Genomic DNA, 17,046 nt, shown 5'->3' with positions numbered 1-17,046 from the left:
CGGCCCTTTTTCTTTCCAGTATCGAAGAGACGCGTGACATGAAGACCTTGCTGATGGGCGCGGCCTGCGCCCTGGCCCTTCTGGCCTCGCCGGCCCTGGCGGCCGATTACGCCCTGCTGGGGCCCGACTACGCCCAAGGCCTAGGAAAGGAGGGCGCGACCCAGGCTCCGGCCGCCCAGGACGTGATCTCCAAGGCCAAGGCCGCCCTGGCTCGTCCTCCCGGCGCGATCCCCAAGCTCCACACCGAAGGCACTTTGCCGGGCAAGGGCATCCGCGAGATCAGCCTGAAGGCCAAGCAGGACCAGCCGATCGTGCTGAACCTGGCCCTGGCCTGGCGGCTGACCGGCGACCGCGCCTATCTGGACCAGGCCGGCCGCTATCTGGAGGCCTGGGCCGACATCTACGAGCCGTCGTTCAACCCGATCGACGAGACCGGCTTCGACACCCTGCTGATGGCCTACGACCTGACCGAGGCCGACCTGCCGGCCGCGACGCGCGCCAAGGTCGACAAGCTGTGGCGCGGCATGGCCGCCGGCTACCTCGACGCGATGGACGCCAAGCCGAAGAACTTCGAGACCAACTGGCAGAGCCACCGCGTCAAGCTGGCGACCATGGCCGCCTTCCAGACCGGCGACGCCAAGCTGATCGACCGGGCGAGGGCGGCGTTCCGGGCCCAGGTCACCGCCAACCTGCGGGCCGACGGCACGGTGTTCGACTTCCACGAACGCGACGCCATCCACTACGTCACCTACGACCTGGATCCGCTGATGATGGCGGCCTTGTCGGCCAAGGCCCACGGCGAGGACTGGTTCACCTGGAAGAGCCCGGTCGGCGCCAATCTGCCCGGCGCGCTGGACTGGCTGGCGCCCTACGCCAAGGGCGAGAAGACCCACATCGAGTTCGCCAACTCCAAAATCCAGTTCGACCGCGACCGCGCCGCCGCCGGCCAGAAGGAATACGCGCCCCATCCGTGGGACGTGTCCAACGGCGTGGGCACCTACGCCCTGGCCAGCCTGATGGACCCGCGCTATCGCGCCCTGCGCGACGACCTGGTCGTCCGCACGGGCAAGCGGCCGGCGGCCTGGATCCAGCTGCACGGCCAGTTCGCCGAAAGGCGCTGATCCGTCTCATCCACAGGCGCCGCGGTCGGGGCGCCTGTGGCGACTTGCCAGGGCGTCTGGCGCCGCTATTTCAAGCTATGGTGCGTAAATACCAGGCTGATTGAGTTACTCCGACCGCAATGGACCTTCACCGCTCCCACCTGCCGCCGGACGGACTTAGGGCGGAGGGCATGCGCGTCCTCGTCATCGATCCGGATCCCGCGCGGGCCGCCCTTGTCGCCGAGGGGCTCGCGGGCGTGCAGCCGCTGGAGGTGCGTCGCGCGGCCACGTTTGATGAGCGTGAGGCCGCCGAGTTCGCGCCGGACGTGGTGGTGATCGCCGCCGACAGCCCCGACCGCGATACGCTGGAAAGCCTGCGCGAGGCCGGGCAGCACAATCCGCGCGCCGTGGTGATGTTCGTCGACCGCTCCGAACCGGGCCTGGCCGAGCAGGCCGTGCGGGCCGGGGTCGCGGCCTATGTCGTCGATGGCCTGGCGCCGGCCCGGGTGCGCTCGATCCTCGACGTGGCCATGAGCCGCTTCGCCCTGACCCAGCAACTGCGCGGCGACCTGGCCAAGGCCAAGGCCGACCTGGAATCGCGCAAGACCGTCGAGCGGGCCAAGGGCCTGCTGATGAAGGAGCGCGGTCTGGACGAGGACGGCGCCTATCGCCTGCTGCGCAAGCTGGCCATGGATCGCGGCAAGCCGATAGGCTCGGTGGCCGCCGACCTGCTGGCCTTCGCCGGCGTGCTGAAAGGCGACGCCTCGTGAGCGGGCTGGCCGACCTGACGCTGGGCTTCATCCCCCTGACCGATTGCGCGCCGCTGGTGGTGGCCAAGGCGCGGGGCTTCTTCGCCGAGGAGGGGCTGGAGGTCGCCCTGAGCCGCGAGGCTTCCTGGGCGACGATCCGCGACAAGGTCTCGGTGGGCGCGCTGGACGGCGCCCACATGCTGGCCCCGATGGCGCTGGCCGCAGACTCCATGCTGGCGCCGCTGGCGCTGAACCAGAACGGCAGCGCGATCACCGTCGGCGCCAAGCTGGCGGCGATAATGCGCGAGGCCGATCCCGAGGCCCTGGCCGCGCCGCTGGTCACCGCCAAGGCCCTGGCCGAGGTCGTCGAGCGCCGGCGAGGGCAGGGCGCGCCGCTGCTGACCTTCGCGGTCGTGTTCCCGCACTCGATGCACAACTACTTCCTGCGCTACTGGCTGGGCCAGGCGGGGATCGATCCCGACCGCGACGTGCGCCTGGTGGTCACCCCGCCGCCGCGCATGGTCGAGCACCTGCGCTCGGGCGAGATCGACGGCTTCTGCGTCGGCGCGCCCTGGAACGCCGTCGCCGTCGACGAAGGGCTGGGCGAGGTGCTGATCAAGGCTTCGCAGTTCTGGCCGGGCGGGCCGGACAAGGTGTTCGGCGTCACCACCGCCTGGGCCGAGCGCCATGGCGACGAACTGCGGGCTGCCTTGCGCGCCCTGATCCGCGCCTCGGCCTGGGCCGACGAGCCGGGCAACCACGCCGAGCTGGTCGCCCTGCTGTCACGGCCCGACCATGTGGGCGTCGAGGCCGAGGTCGTGGCCCGCGCCCTGAAGTCCGAGATCGTCTTCCACCGCGACGCCGCCGGCCTGCCGCGCCGCGAGCACGCCCTGTGGTTCCTGTCGCAGATGGTGCGCTGGGGGCAGGTAGGCGCCGACCTGGACCTGACCGCCGTCGCCGACCGCGTCTATCGCCCGGACCTGTTCCGGGAAGCGGCCCTGTCGCTCGGACCGGTGCTGGACCCCGCCCAGGTGTTCGCCGACGCCGCGCCCCCGGCCTCGGCCTTGTTCGACGGCGCACCGTTCGATCCGGCTGATGCACGGGGCTATGCGGCGTCGTTCGCTGTCGGCCGAGCGTCGACCTAAGCCCTTCAAACTCATCAGCACCTATCCGATCTGCTCATGCTTCGAGCAGCGGCGACGCCTGTTTGCTGAGCAACTGCACGAAGCGGCCTTGGATCACGCCGCATCGCAGCATGCCGCGTGACTCGCTCCGCGTTCTGATCCTTCACTAGCGTCAGGCCTCCGGACAACGGCGTTCGTGGCTGCCAGAGACGACCGCTCGGATGCGGTCACCCGCCCGGGGCGTCGCCGCCTCGCTCTCGCAGACACGCAACATCCGAGGCCGATCATGCTCTCCCGTGATTTCCTGAAGGCCGGCCACACGCCGACCCTGTTCGCCGCGTTCCTGTATTTCGACCTCAGCTTCATGGTCTGGGTGATCCTGGGCCCGCTGGGCGTGGCCATCGCCAAGGACTTCCACCTCGACCCCGCCCAGAAGGGCCTGATGGTCGCCATCCCGGTGCTGGCCGGCGCGGTGCTGCGCCTGGTCAACGGCGTGCTGGTCGACCGCATTGGTCCCAAGAAGACCGGCATGATCAGCCAGTTGATCGTCCTGGCCGGCCTGACCCTGGCCTGGGCCGTCGGGATCCACAACTATCACCAGGTGCTGGCCTTGGGCCTGGTGCTCGGCGTAGCCGGCGCCTCGTTCGCCGTCGCCCTGCCGCTGGCCTCGCGCTGGTATCCGCAGGAGCATCAGGGCCTGGCCCTGGGCATCGCCGGCGCCGGCAACTCCGGCACCGCCCTGGCCGCCCTGTTCGCCCCGCTGCTGGCCAAGGCCTTCGGCTGGCAGAACGTCATCGGCCTGGCCGCCATCCCGCTGGCCATCGCCTTCGTGGTCTACATGCTGTTGGCCAAGGACGCTCCCGAACAACCCGCGCCCAAGACGCTGGTCGAATACATGGACGTGCTGAAGGTCCCGGACGCCTGGTGGTTGATGCTGCTGTACGCGGTCACCTTCGGCGGCTTCGTCGGCCTGGCCTCGTCCCTGACCATCTACTTCAACTCGGAATACGGCCTGACCCCAGTGATCGCCGGCTTCTTCACCGCCGCCTGCGTGTTCGCCGGATCGTTCATCCGGCCGGTGGGCGGGGCCCTGGCCGACCGGTTCGGCGGGGTGCGGACCCTGACCGTCGTCTTCGCCCTGGCCGCCGTGGGCCTGGCCGCCGCCAGCTTCCAGATGCCCTCGGCCTGGGTCGCCCTGGCGGTGCTCATGTTCTCGATGCTGGCCCTGGGCGCCGGCAACGGCGCGGTCTTCCAGCTGGCGCCCCAGCGGTTCCGCAAGGAGATCGGCGTCATGACCGGCCTGATCGGCATGACCGGCGGCATCGGCGGCTTCTACCTGGCCTCCAGCCTGGGCATGGCCAAGAAGATGACCGGTTCCTACCAGATCGGCTTCCTCGGCTTCGCGGCCCTGGCTGTGTTCGCCCTGGTGGCCCTGCACGGCCTGAAGGCCCGCTGGCGGGCGGTCTGGCCGACCCTGCACGGCGGCGACTCCCGCCCGATCCGCGTCTGATCCTGTTTCCTCCAGTGAGCAAAACCATGACCAAGGAAAAGCTGGTCGTCATCGGCAACGGCATGGCCGGTTGCCGGGCGGTCGAGGAAGTCCTCAAGCGCGATCCCGACCGCTACGAGATCGCCATCTTCGGGACCGAGCCGCGGGTGAACTACAACCGCATCATGCTGTCGCCGGTGCTGGCGGGGGAGAAGTCCTTCGCCGACATCGTGATCAACGACGAGGCCTGGTACGCCGACAACGCCATCACCCTGCATGCGGGTCGGGCCGTCACGGCGGTCGACCTGGAGGGTCGCAAGGTGGTCGCCGAGGGCGGGCTGGAAGTTTCCTACGACAAGCTGATCCTGGCTACGGGCTCCGATCCGTTCCGCCTGCCGCTGCCGGGCATCGACCTGAAGGGCGTGGTCACCTTCCGTGACCTGGACGACGTCGAGGCCATGGTCGCCGCCTCGGGCAAGCCCGGCGCCCGCGCCGTGGTGATCGGCGGCGGCCTGCTGGGCCTGGAAGCCGCCTACGGCCTGGCCCGTCGCGGCATGGCCGCCACGGTCGTCCACCTGATGGACGTGCTCATGGAGCGCCAACTGGACGAGAGCGCCGGCTTCCTGCTGCGCGAGGCCCTGGCCGAACGCGGCGTCGAGACGGTGATGGGAGCCCATTCCGAAGAGATCGTCGGCGAAGACGGCCACGTCACCGGCCTCAAGCTCAAGGACGGCCGCACCCTGCCGTGCGACCTGCTGGTCATGGCCGTGGGCATCAAGCCCAACGCCGCCCTGGCCCGGAACGCCGGCCTGGCGGTCAATCGCGGCGTGGTCGTCGACGACGCCATGCGCACGTCCGATCCGGCGGTGTTCGCCGTGGGCGAATGCGCCGAGCACCGGGGCAATTGCTACGGCCTGGTCGCGCCCATCTGGGACATGTGCCGCTCGCTGGCCGAGTCGATGACCGACGGGGAAGGGGCCTATGAGGGCTCGGTCCTGTCGACCCGCCTGAAGGTCTCGGGCGTCGACGTGTTCTCGGCCGGCAAGTTCTCGGGCGGTGAAGGCTGCGAGGACATCGTGTTCCGCGACGCCGGCCGCGGCGTCTACAAGCGCGTGGTCATCGAGGACGGCAAGGTGGCCGGCGCGGTGCTGTTCGGCGACGCGGCCGACGGCAACTGGTATTTCGACCTGATGCGGGCCGGGACCAACGTCACCGACATCCGCGAGACCCTGATCTTCGGCCAGGCCATCACGGAAGGGCTGTCCGGCCTGGACCCTAACGCGGCCGTTGCGGCCATGCCCGATACGCAGGAAATCTGCGGCTGCAACGGCGTCTGCAAGGGTTCGATCGTCTCGGCCATCACCACCCAGGGCCTGACGACGCTGGACGACGTGAAGGCGGTCACCAAGGCCTCGGCCTCGTGCGGCTCGTGCACGCCGCTGGTCGAGCAGGTGCTGAAACTGACCCTGGGCGACGGTTTCAAGGCGCAGACCGGCCCCAAGCCGATGTGCAAATGCACGCACAAGCCGCACTCCGACGTCCGCAAGGCCATCGTCGAATACGAGCTGAAGTCGATGCCCGCCGTCATGCAGGCCATGGAATGGACCACGCCCGACGGCTGCTCGTCGTGCCGTCCGGCCCTGAACTACTACCTGCTGTGCGCCTGGCCGTCGGAATATCGCGACGACAAGCAGTCGCGCTACATCAACGAGCGGGTCCACGCCAACATCCAGAAGGACGGCACCTATTCGGTCGTCCCGCGCATGTGGGGCGGCATGACCACGCCGGACGAGCTGCGGGCCATCGCCGACGTCGCCGACAAGTTCGCCATCCCGGCCGTGAAGGTCACGGGCGGCCAACGCATCGACCTGCTGGGCGTCAAGAAGGACGACCTGCCGGCCGTCTGGGCCGACCTGAACGCCGCCGGCATGGTCAGCGGCCATGCCTACGCCAAGGGCCTGCGCACGGTGAAGACCTGCGTCGGCAGCGACTGGTGCCGGTTCGGCACCCAGGACTCCACGGGCCTGGGCATCCGCCTGGAGAAGTTCCTGTGGGGCTCGTGGGCGCCGGCCAAGGTCAAGCTGGCGGTGTCGGGCTGCCCGCGCAACTGCGCCGAGGCCACCTGCAAGGACTTCGGCGTGGTCTGCGTCGACAGCGGCTACGAGATCCACATCGGCGGCGCCGCCGGCCTGCACATCCAGGGCACCAAGGTGCTGACCCACGTCGCCTCCGAGGACGAGGCCGTGTGGGTGATCGCCGCGGCCATGCAGCTGTACCGCGAAGAAGGCTGGTACCTGGAGCGGGTCTACAAGTGGATGGCGCGCGTGGGTCTGGAGAGCATCCAGGCCCAGGTCACCGATCCCGACCAGCGCAAGGCCCTCTACGACCGCTTCGTCTTCTCGCAGCGCTTCGCCCGCATCGACCCGTGGGCCGAGCGCGTGGCTGGCCGCCACACCGAGGAATTCACCCCCATGAGCCGCCGGATGGAGTTCGTCCCCGCATGAACGCGCACGTGAAAGTTCCAGTCTGGGTGGATGTCGGGGCGGTGACCGACATTCCTCGCCGCGGCGCGCGTCGGGTGACCAGCCCGCGCGGCGACATCGCCATCTTCCGCACCGGCGACGGCGAGGTGTTCGCCCTGATGGACGCCTGTCCGCACAAGGGCGGGCCGCTCAGCCAGGGCATCGTCCACGGCCGCGCCGTGGCCTGTCCGCTGCACAACTGGTCTATCGACCTGGCCTCCGGCGAGCCGATGGGGGCCGACAAGGGCAAGGGCTGCACGCCTGTCGTGCCGCTTGAGGTCCGCGACGGCCGCTTGCTGCTGAGCCTGGACACCCATGGCTGACGGCTCGACCGCCCCGCTCGTCAAGACGACTTGCCCCTATTGCGGGGTGGGCTGCGGCGTGTCGGGCGCGGTCGGCCAAGCGCCGTCGCAGGACCGGACCCTGTCGGTGGCCGGCGACACGGCTCACCCGGCGAACCTCGGCCGCTTGTGCTCGAAAGGCACGGCGCTGGGGGCTACGGTGGGGCTGCAGGGCCGGCTGCTGGAGCCGACGATCAACGGCAAGTCCGCCAACTGGTCCGACGCCACGGCCCTGGTGGCCAAGCGCTTCAAGGACACCATCGCCAAGCATGGTCCCGACAGCGTGGCCTTCTACGTCTCGGGCCAACTGCTGACCGAGGACTATTACGTCGCCAACAAGCTGATGAAGGGCTTCATCGGCTCGGGCAACATCGACACCAACAGCCGGCTCTGCATGGCCTCGGCCGTGGCGGCCCACAAGCAGGCGTTCGGCGCCGACCTGGTGCCGGGCTGCTACGAGGACCTGGACCTGGCCGACCTGGTGGTGTTCAGCGGCCACAACGCCGCCTGGACCCATCCGGTGCTGTTCCGGCGCATGGAGGCGGCCAAGGCGCGCGGCCAGAGGCACGTGGTCATCGACCCGCGCCGCACCGACACCGCCGAGGGCGCCGACCTGCACCTGGCGATCGCCCCGCAGAGCGACGTGCGGCTGTGGAACGGCCTGCTGGCCCACCTGATCCGCATCGAGGCCGTCGACCGCGACTACATCGCCGCCCACGTCAACGGCTTCGCGGACGTCGAGGCCGCCCTGGCGGAACTCGACCAATCGCCGGCCGCCGTGGCCGCCGACTGCGGCGTGCCGGTGGAAGACCTGCTGACCTTCTACGACCTGTTCGCCGCCTACGAGCGCACGGTCAGCCTGTTCTCGATGGGCGCCAACCAGTCGGCCCAGGGCACGGCCAAGGGGCTGTCGATCCTCAACGCCCACCTGGCGACCGGGCGGATCGGCAAGCCCGGCGCCTGTCCGTTCTCGATCACCGGCCAGCCCAACGCCATGGGCGGGCGCGAGACCGGCGGCATGGCCAACACCCTGGCCGGCCACATGGACTTCGCTCCGGCCGACCGCGACCGCGTGGCCCGCTTCTGGGGCGCGCCGGACACCGCCCGCGCGCCGGGCCTGAAGGCCGTCGACATGTTCGAGGCCATCCACGCCGGCAAGATCAAGGCCGTGTGGGTGATGGCCACCAACCCGGCCGTCAGCCTGCCCGACGCTGGCCGGGTGCGCGAGGCCTTGGACCGCTGCCCGTTCGTGGTGGTGTCCGACTGCGTGGAGACCGACACCACCGCCTTCGCCGACGTCAAGCTGCCGGCCCTGGCCTGGGGCGAGAAGGACGGCACGGTCACCAATTCCGAGCGCCGGATCTCGCGCCAGCGGGCCCTGTTCCCCGCGCCTGGCCAGACCCGCGCCGACTGGCGGATCATCGCCGATGTCGCCAAGGCCATGGGCTTCGACGGCTTCGGCTGGGCTTCGCAGGCCAGCGTGTTCCGCGAATGGGCCCGCCTGACGGTCTATGAGAACACCGCCAATGAAACCGGGCGTCTCCTGAACCTGTCGGGCCTTTCCGCTTTGACGCCAGAGGCTTACGCCGGACTTTCACCGGTCCAGTGGCCGGTGAAATCGGACGGGCAGGGGACGGCGCGCCTGTTCGAGAACGGCCGCTTCCAGACCCCCGACGGCCGCGCCCGCATGGTCCCGACCCGGCCCAAGGGACCCGCCGACGCGGTCGACGCGGCCTATCCGATGTCGCTGAACACCGGCCGCATCCGGGACCAGTGGCACACCATGACCCGTACCGGCCTGGCCCCGGACCTCTGCCGCCACGCGCCCGAGCCGTTCGTCGAGGTCCATCCGGCCGACGCCGAGGCCCTGGGCGTCAAGGACGGCGCCCTGACCCGGGTGATCACCGCGCGCGGCGAGGCGGTCGCCCTGGCCAAGGTCACCGACCGCCAGCGGCTTGGCAGCGTGTTCATGCCGATGCACTGGACCGACGCCTTCGCGCCGTCGGGAAAGTCTAATCCGCTGATCGCGCCGAACCTGGACCCCACCTCCGGTCAGCCGGAGTTCAAGCACACCCCCGCCCGGATCCGCGCCTATCGCGAGACCTGGAAGGGTTTCTTCCTCACGCGGGACAGCCTCGGACCCCCCACGGGGCTGGACCTCGTCTGGCGGCGTATTCCCCAAGACGCCTGCCAGCAACACGAGTTCGCCGGCCGGGGCGACGAAGTCGAGCGCGCCGCCTTGCGCAAGGCTCTGTCAAAGGGCCTGACCGGCGAACTCGTGACCTATGAGGACGCCGCCACCGGCGCCCGCCGCGACGCCTGGCTGCAGGACGGCCGGCTGGTCGCGGTCCTGTACGTCACCCTGACCGGTCGCCTGCCGCAGCGCGACTGGCTGGCCGAGCTGTTCGCCGAGCCGGTGCTGAGCCAGGAAGCCCGCTCGGCCCTGCTGTTCGGCCGCCCGCCCGGCGCGCCGGTCGACAAGGGACCGTTGGTCTGCGCCTGCCTGAAGGTCGGCGCCAAGGTCGTGCAGGCCGCCATCGCCGCCGGGGCCGCCAGCCCCGACGCGGTGGGCGCCGCCACGGGGGCGGGGACCAACTGCGGGTCCTGCCGTCCCGAGATCGCCCGGATGATCGCCGCTTCCGCCGCTGTTCCCGCCAAGGAGCCCGCCCATGTCTGACGCCGCCCAAGTCCTGCTCGTCGGCGCCGGTCCCGGCCCGGTCGACCTGATGACCCTGCGGGCCGTTCGAGCCGTCGAGAGCGCCCAGGCGTTGCTCTATGACGCGTTGATCAGCGAGGAGGCCATCGCCCTGGCCCCGCCGGGCTGCGTGCGCATCCAGACCGGCAAGCGGGCCGGCAAGCCCAGCATGCATCAGGACGAGATAAACCGCCTGATGCTGCGCCTGGCGCGCAAGGGGCTGCGGGTCGTGCGGCTCAAGGGCGGCGATCCTTCCGTGTTCGGCCGGGTGGGCGAGGAGTCGGCCTTCCTGCGCGAGCACGGCGTGTCGGTCGAGGTGGTGCCCGGCGTCACCGCCGCCTGCGCCGCCGCCGCCCAGTTCGGCTTCCCCCTGACCCATCGCGGCGAGGCCCGGCGGGTGGTGTTCACCACGGCGCGGCTGGAGGCGGGCACGCTGAGCGGCGACTGGAGCGCGGCGGGCGACCCCGAGGCGACCCTGGCGGTCTATATGGGCGGCGAGGTGGCGAGCGCGCTGTGCGAGCGGATGATCGCCGCCGGCCGCGCGCCGAGCACCCCGGCCGTGGCGGTCGAGCAGGCCGGCGGGGCGAACGCCAGGATCTATCACGGCACGCTGGAGACCCTGGGCCAGCGCCTGGACAGCCAGGGCGGCCCGGTGGTGATCGTGGTCGGCGAGGTGGCGGCCCAGGCGAGCTGCGCGGCGGAAGAGGAAGCGCCCGTCGCGCTGACGGCCTAGCGGCGTCGGGGACATGCCCTTGGGCGTGTCCCCATCAGCATTCACGGGCCAGAAGGGGACACGCCCAAGGGCATGTCCCCGGCCGTGCAACGGACGGTCTTGACGGATCTCCCCTTTCGGTCCGCCCATGGGGCATGCCGAACCCGACACCGACTCAGGGGCCTATCGCCCGCGCCCTGGCCACCGCGCCGCCCTGGGCCTTCGCGCTGTACGGCGGGTTGGCGGCCTTCGCGGCCTATTTCTCGATGTTCGCCTATCGCAAGCCGTTCACGGCGGCGACCTATGAGGTCATGGCCGGCTGGCCGTTCGCCATCGACTTCAAGGTCGCCTTGGTGATCGCCCAGGTCGCCGGCTACGCGGTGTCGAAGATCGTCGGGATCAAGGTGATTTCCGAAATGCGGCCCGAGCGGCGTTGGCTGGCGATCCTGGTCCTGATCGGCGGGGCCGAGCTGTCGCTGCTGGGCCTCAGCCTTGGCCCAGCGGTGGTCGGTCCGCTGGCGTTGTTCGTCAACGGCCTGTGCCTGGGCATGATCTGGGGCCTGGTGTTCGGCTTCGTCGAGGGGCGGCGGCTGTCGGAGGTTCTGGGCGCGATGCTGTGCGCCAGCTTCATCGTCGCCTCGGGCGTGGTGAAGTCGGTGGGCAAGAGCCTGTTGCTGCAGGGCGTCGACGAGCGCTGGATGCCGGCCCTGACCGGGCTGATGTTCACCCCGCTGCTGTTGCTGGCCGTGGCGGCCCTGACCCAGCTGCCGCCGCCGTCGCCGGCCGACGAGGCCGCCCGGGTGCGCCGCGCGCCGATGGACGCCAAGGCCCGCGCCGCCATGTTCGCCGCCCACGCGCCGGCCTTGGTGCTGCTGGTGCTCGTCTACGTGCTGCTGACCGCCCTGCGCGATTTCCGCGACAACTTCGCCGCCGAGATTTGGGCCGAGCTGGGTTTCAAGAACGCCGCGGGGATCTTCTCGCTGTCGGAGATCCCGGTGGCGGCGATCGTGCTGGTCGGCCTGGGCGTGCTGAGCCTGGTGCGCGACAACCGCCGGGCGGTCGGTTTCAACTTCGCCTTCGTGGCCCTGGGCTTCGCCGTCGTGGGCCTGGCGACCCTGGGGCGGCAGGTGGGACTGCTGGGGCCCGTGGCCTGGATGATCGCGATCGGGGCGGGGATCTACATGGCCTACACCCCGTTCAACGGCATGCTGTTCGATCGCCTGATCGCCGCGACGGGGCAGGTCGGCACGGCCGGGTTCCTGATCTATGTCGCCGACTCCTGCGGCTATATCGGCAGCGTCTCGCTGCTGCTGGCCCGCTATTTCGCCAAGCTGGAGCTGGACTGGAGCGGGTTCCTGGCCGGCGCGGCCTACGGAACGTCGGTGATCGGCGTGGTCGGCGTCGGGCTGGCTTGGATGCTGTTGAGGTTGCCGAAGGCGGCAGCCGCCTAGGCGCTTCCCTCCAAGGCCAGCAGTCCGAACAGCGCGCCCTCCGTCTCCGACAGCCGCCAACCCCGTTGTACGAACACCGCGCCACGCCGGAAGTCCTCGGAAACCTGGCGGCGCAGGTCGGGCAGGGCGTCCGGACCTCGGCCGTTCGGGAACAGGCGCTTGGCCAGGGCGGCCCGTTCGATCTGCGGACGCTCGGCCAGCCAGGCCTTGCCGATCCGCGCGGCGGCGGCGCGGTCGAGGTCGCCGAACAGCGGGGCAGCGGGCGCGGCGTGGGTCAGGCCGGGCAGGGCGGTGGCGGCGAGCAGGGCGGCCAGGAGGTCGCGGCGTGCCAGCACGGCGGCGGTCATCGGCGAGCTCCCATGTCCAGCTTCAGGTGGTCGGCCAGACGCATGACCAAGGCCAGAATCGTCAGGGTCGGATTGGCGATGCCCGAGGTCGGGAACACCGAGCTGCCGGCGACATAGAGGTTGGCGATCTCGTGCACTCTCAGGTCCGGATCGACCACGCCCTGGGTCGGGTCCGCGCTCATCCGCGTCGCGCCCATATGGTGGCGCGAGGCCCTGGAGATCTCCAGCAACTGACCGCGCTTGACCGGCCAGCAGACCCGGCCCTGTCCCGAAGCGCCCAGGGCGTCGCCGAACCCGGCCGCCGAGCGCTCCAGGTTGTCCCAGTCGGCCTTGCCGTAGCACCATTCCAGGTGGATGCGCGGCAGGCCCAGCGAGTCCTTGGCCGACGAATTCAAGGTCACCCGGCTGTCGGGATTGGGCAAGTGCTCGGACATGCCGAAGAAGCCGAAGAGCTGGCCCTCGCCCTGGCTGTTTCCGTCGACCCGGGTCGCGACCCGGCGCATCGCCTTGGTCTCGGCCTCGGGCGGCGTGTCGGTTTCCGTCTGGGTGATCGTGTTGAAGGTGGCGGTGAAGTTGCCGGTTCCCATCCGCGCCTGGGCGGGCAGGCCCGCGGCCACCACGCATTGGGGGGCGGTGCGACGCAGGGTCGAATAGAGGCTCATCGACGCCTGGCCGGAGATGTGGACCGCCGTGCCCTCGGTCTCGGAGTCGCCGTCCAGCGAATAGGTCACGTGGCCTTGGAAGAACCGTCCAACCAGGTCGTGGCGGTTGCCGATCCCTTCGGGCCGCACGCCGTTGGAGGCCAGCAGCAGCCGCGCGTTCTCGATGCCGCCGACGGCCAGCACATAGGTCTTGCCGATCGCGGTGTGGCGCTTGCCGTTGAGGCAGGCCACGTCCAGGCTCTCGACCTTGTCGCCTTTCGCCGTTGGCCGAATCTGGGTGACATTGGCGTGCAGATAAACGGTGATGTCGGGGGCGTCGGCGAAGTCGGTGCGGAAGCGATCGAAGGCGTCCTTGTCCGCTCCCCCGGAATAGCGGGTGAGCACGCGCGGGGCCGAGAAGAACCCGTCCCGAGGATCCAGGGCCAGCGGCGGACGAGCTGGGTCTTTCAGGAACCTGTTGTCGGCGTCGAAGCGCGGGATTTCCAGCAGGTCGCAGGCGCGGTCGTAGAACGGTTGCATCTGCCGGCGGGTGAGCGGCCAGCCGCTGTGCGGAACCCAGGGCCGCGCGGCGAAGTCGGCGGGGTCCAACGGCACGCACTTGCCGCCCCAGACCATGCCCGAGCCGCCCAGGACCCGGGCCCGCGACTGGACCGGGTAGTCATCGAACGGCTTGTCGGGATTGTCTGGGGCCTTGACCACGGCGGTCCCGGCGTAGAGGCCCTGGATTTCCATATCGCGTTTAGGCGCGCGCGCCCCTGGCCTTGAGGTAGTCGACGACCGCGTCGTGGCGATGCTTCAGCGCTTCGCCGAGGGGCGAGCGCGTGCCGCCGGGCCGGGCGGGCACGGCGCGGTTCACGTCGGCGCCCTTCTCGACCAGATAGCGGACCGTCGCCAGGTCGCCGGACTGGGCGGCGTTGATCAGCGGGGTCTCGTCGCCGGGCACGAAGGACTCCACCGAGGCGCCGTGCTCGACCAGGGTCTTGACCAGGTCCAGCCGACCCGCGCCCGCCGCGGCGATCAGCGGGTCGCCGTCGCCGCGTACGGCCAGGCCGGCGTCGGCGCCCTTGGCCAGCAACAGGTCCACGACTTCGGCCCGGCCCGAATGGACGGCCTCGATCAGCGGCGAGCCGTCGCCCGGCGCGGGTTGGTTCACGTTGGCGCCCTTGTCCACCAGGTAGCGGACCGTGGCCAGGTCGCCCGAGCGGATGGCGCTGATCAGCGGCGTGCCGTCGCCCGGCACGAAGACGTCGACCGAGGCGCCCCGTTCGACCAGAGCCTTGGCGAGGTCGGCGCGACCGGCGTCGGCGGCGGCGATCAGGGGCGCGCCGTCGCCGCGCATGGCCAGGTTCGGATCGGCGCCGTTGGCCAGCAGCAGGTCGACCAGGTCGGCCCGGCCCTGCCGCGAGGCTTCGATCAGCGGCGTGCCGTCGCCGTTGGCCTTGAAGTCGACCTCGGCGCCGGCCGCGATCAGTTCGCGGGCCTTGGCCACGTCGCCGTCCAGGACGGCCTTGTACAGCGGGCTTGCCCGATAGGTGGCGGCGTCGTGGCGGGAGACCTTGGGCGAGGCGCGGACTTCGCGCACGGGCTGGGCGGCCCAGACGGCGAAGACGACGCCCAGTGACAGGGCGGCGACGCCGCCGCCGCCGATCAGACGACGGGCGCGGCCCTGGCGGTGCTGCTTGAGCATGACGAACCTCTCCTTGAGTTGCTTGTTGGCCGAGGCCGGCCAGTGGCAGCCGAGCGGCGGCGCGTGGGGCGCCAGTTGGGTCTTCAGCATTGCCTCGCCATAGGCCTGGCGCGCGACCGGGAAGCGGGTCAGGACGGCGGCGTCGCAGGCGATCTCCTGGTCGACGCGCAACCGGTTGGCGCCCAGGTGGACCAGGGGGTTGAACCAGAACAGACACTGCAGCGCCGTGGTCAGGGCGTTGATCTGGGCGTCGCCGGTCGACAGGTGATTGCGCTCGTGGGCCAGGATCAGGGCCTGCTCCTCCCGCGTGAAGCGCACGGCGAAGTCGGCGGGCAGCACGACCCTGGGCGTCAGGGCGCCGATCACCGCAGGGCCGACGCCGCCGCGCTCCGAATGGAACACGCCGTCGTCATCGCGCAGGCGGCCCAGCGACTTGACGAAGCGCCGCTGGCGCTCGGCTTGGACGATCAGCGCCAGAAGGGCGACCAGCCCCCAGATGGCGAGGAGCGGACCATCGAGATCCGGCGTCGGCGTCGATGGTCGCGAAGCCGGGCCAGGCGAGGCGGCCGCCGGCGGCGCGGGCGGAGCGATGGTCGCCGGCGGGGCGGTCGAGGTGACGGGCGCGGTAGGGGCAGGGGCTCGAACGGTCACCGTCCGCGCGGGCAACAGCACCGCCAGCGTCGCCAGCGGGGCGATCAGCCACAGGGCGTAGGCCGCGCGGGCCCCGAACAGGCGGCGGACCGGACGGCGCAGCAGCAGCGCCAGGATCACGGCGGCGCCGATCGCCAGGTTGGCGCGGATCAGCAGGGCTAGCAGGTCACCGGCCATCGTCATGCGCCTTCAGGATGCGGCGCAGCTCGGCGACGTCCTCGTCGCTCAGGCGCTCGCGCTGCGAGAAGTGACTGACCAGCGGGGCCAGGCGGCCGTCGAACAGCCGGTCCAGCAGACCCTTGCTCTCGGCATGCACATAGTCGCCCTGGGCCACCAGCGGCCGATAGAGGAAGCGCCGGCCGTCTTTCTCGGCGGCGATGGCGTTCTTCTTAAGCAGGCGGTTGAGCAGCGCCTTGACCGTGCCTTCGGCCCAGTTCTGGTCGTCGGCCAGGGCGACGGCGATGTCCTCGGCGGTCATGGGGCTCTTGGCCCACAACGCCCTCATGATCTCGCTTTCGGCGGTGCTGATCCGCATGGGAACCTCTCTTGTTCCCTGCAACGATTACCGACGTAAACGTTGGCGTCAATCAGCGATTATGAATGTAAACGATATGTAATGCCGCAGGCGTTCGAGGCGGCGGTCAGGCCAAGGGGTCGTGATCGATCGGCGGGAGCGGCGCCCGGGCGCGGACGCGGATAGGCCGGAGCATCAGCTTGGGCGGCAGCAGTTTCCAGGCGAACGGAAGAGCCAGAGCCACAAGCACGCAGGCCGCCGACAGCTCGAAGAGCCAATTCATGGGTTTCGATGTCTCGAAGTCGGCCACGTCCAGGTCGATCGACCGCCTCGGGGCGGCTCGCTCTCGACGGCCATGAGACGGATATGGGGTGCCGTGCCCCCGATTGTCAGGGCCTGCCCCTTCCTGGCGCACCATATGCCGATGTTCTAGTCGCCGAGCATGGCCTCCAGCGCGAGCACCGTGGTCCAGTTCCGGCCGGTGATCCGCGCGCCCAGGGTCTTTTCCACGAGGCTGTTGGTCAGTTTCGAGCCGCCGATCCCGTCGGGATAGGTCGCATAGATCTGGCGGCTCTCGGCCCGCGCCTGCTCGGTCCCCCGGATCGCGGCGCGCAGGGCGCCCATGGCCTTCTTGTCGGGGGTGTCCTTGCAGAACAGGATCATCAGCCAGCCGGGGTCCTGGGCGGCGAACTCGGGGAACGGGTTGGCGGCGACCATGGCGCGCCAGGCGTCGGCCGTGCGCACATAGACGTCGGTGCGCAGCGAGAAGCGGTCCATCAGGGCGGTCTCGATCTGGGTCTGCAGCTCGGCGCCGGTCTGCTCGCCGCTGGTGAACAGCAGGTCGCCGGGCTTGGGGCCGGCCTGGACGTCCGCGTGGCCCAGCTCGGTCAGCAGGGCGGTCAGTTCGTCCGCCGTCACCTGGCGGTTTCCGGCGGCGTTGACGCCGCGCAGCAGGGCGATGTGGACGGTCATTGAGAGGCCTTTCGAACGAGGCGGTTGTCT

General features: G+C 70.3%; 15 protein-coding genes. 9 read left to right on the top strand and 6 right to left on the bottom strand.

Annotation, left to right across the window (positions count from 1 at the left end; translation table 11 throughout):
- The first annotated feature begins 38 nt into the window (after positions 1–38).
- The 9 genes from AC1DYP_RS07910 (at position 39) to AC1DYP_RS07870 (ending at position 12,183) form a co-directional block, all read left to right on the top strand.
- A complete protein-coding gene (locus AC1DYP_RS07910; protein WP_477045873.1) occupies positions 39–1,121 on the top strand; it encodes an alginate lyase family protein in 1,083 nt (360 codons plus the stop codon).
- Positions 1,122–1,291: 170 nt separating this feature from the next.
- The gene (locus tag AC1DYP_RS07905) at positions 1,292–1,870 is read left to right on the top strand and encodes an ANTAR domain-containing response regulator (protein WP_477045872.1); all 579 of its coding nucleotides are present in this window, start codon (positions 1,292–1,294) and stop codon (positions 1,868–1,870) included.
- A complete protein-coding gene (locus AC1DYP_RS07900) occupies positions 1,867–2,994 on the top strand; it encodes a CmpA/NrtA family ABC transporter substrate-binding protein (RefSeq protein WP_477045871.1) in 1,128 nt (375 codons plus the stop codon). The genes AC1DYP_RS07905 and AC1DYP_RS07900 overlap by 4 nt, the downstream gene beginning before the upstream one ends.
- 265 nt (positions 2,995–3,259) lie before the next feature.
- Entirely contained in the window at positions 3,260–4,483 is a 1,224-nt protein-coding gene (locus tag AC1DYP_RS07895) for a nitrate/nitrite transporter (protein ID WP_477045870.1), read from the top strand.
- 26 nt (positions 4,484–4,509) lie between these two features.
- A complete protein-coding gene (nirB, locus tag AC1DYP_RS07890; protein ID WP_477045869.1) occupies positions 4,510–6,966 on the top strand; it encodes a nitrite reductase large subunit NirB in 2,457 nt (818 codons plus the stop codon).
- Positions 6,963–7,307 (top strand): nitrite reductase small subunit NirD, encoded by a 345-nt coding sequence (gene nirD / locus AC1DYP_RS07885; RefSeq protein ID WP_422181602.1) that lies wholly within the window; start codon positions 6,963–6,965, stop codon positions 7,305–7,307. The genes nirB and nirD overlap by 4 nt, the downstream gene beginning before the upstream one ends.
- Positions 7,300–10,002, top strand: coding sequence for a nitrate reductase (locus AC1DYP_RS07880; protein WP_477045868.1), 2,703 nt, complete (start codon positions 7,300–7,302; stop codon positions 10,000–10,002). Before nirD ends, AC1DYP_RS07880 begins: the two co-directional genes overlap by 8 nt.
- A complete protein-coding gene (cobA, locus tag AC1DYP_RS07875) occupies positions 9,995–10,753 on the top strand; it encodes a uroporphyrinogen-III C-methyltransferase (protein ID WP_477045867.1) in 759 nt (252 codons plus the stop codon). The genes AC1DYP_RS07880 and cobA overlap by 8 nt, the downstream gene beginning before the upstream one ends.
- 134 nt (positions 10,754–10,887) lie before the next feature.
- Positions 10,888–12,183: a DUF5690 family protein gene (locus AC1DYP_RS07870; RefSeq protein WP_477045866.1), complete on the top strand. Its 1,296-nt coding sequence runs from the start codon at positions 10,888–10,890 to the stop codon at positions 12,181–12,183.
- On the opposite strand, the gene AC1DYP_RS07865 is transcribed toward AC1DYP_RS07870, so the two are convergent.
- From AC1DYP_RS07865 to AC1DYP_RS07840, 6 genes are all read right to left on the bottom strand, one after another.
- On the bottom strand, positions 12,180–12,530 hold the full coding sequence (locus tag AC1DYP_RS07865) for a hypothetical protein (protein WP_477045865.1): 351 nt from the start codon (positions 12,528–12,530) through the stop codon (positions 12,180–12,182). The two genes, AC1DYP_RS07870 and AC1DYP_RS07865, sit on opposite strands and share 4 nt — an antisense overlap.
- Complete coding sequence (locus AC1DYP_RS07860; protein WP_477045864.1) at positions 12,527–13,924, bottom strand: GMC oxidoreductase; 1,398 nt, start codon at positions 13,922–13,924, stop codon at positions 12,527–12,529. Before AC1DYP_RS07860 ends, AC1DYP_RS07865 begins: the two co-directional genes overlap by 4 nt.
- Positions 13,925–13,931: 7 nt before the next feature.
- Positions 13,932–15,707 (bottom strand): M56 family metallopeptidase, encoded by a 1,776-nt coding sequence (locus tag AC1DYP_RS07855; protein WP_477045863.1) that lies wholly within the window; start codon positions 15,705–15,707, stop codon positions 13,932–13,934.
- Positions 15,697–16,065, bottom strand: a complete 369-nt coding sequence (locus tag AC1DYP_RS07850) for a BlaI/MecI/CopY family transcriptional regulator (RefSeq protein WP_477045862.1) — start codon at positions 16,063–16,065, stop codon at positions 15,697–15,699. Before AC1DYP_RS07850 ends, AC1DYP_RS07855 begins: the two co-directional genes overlap by 11 nt.
- A gap of 106 nt (positions 16,066–16,171) precedes the next feature.
- Positions 16,172–16,327 carry a hypothetical protein gene (locus AC1DYP_RS07845; protein WP_477045861.1) on the bottom strand — a complete coding sequence of 52 codons (156 nt, stop codon included), beginning with the start codon at positions 16,325–16,327 and terminating at the stop codon, positions 16,172–16,174.
- A 146-nt stretch (positions 16,328–16,473) separates the two neighbouring features.
- Positions 16,474–17,016 (bottom strand): DUF1697 domain-containing protein, encoded by a 543-nt coding sequence (locus tag AC1DYP_RS07840; protein WP_477045860.1) that lies wholly within the window; start codon positions 17,014–17,016, stop codon positions 16,474–16,476.
- Positions 17,017–17,046 lie beyond the last annotated feature (30 nt).

The organism is Caulobacter sp. P1_D6, from assembly GCF_056406095.1.
The sequence above is the reverse complement of the archived record's forward strand: the minus strand, read 5'-3'. Positions and strand labels throughout refer to the sequence as shown.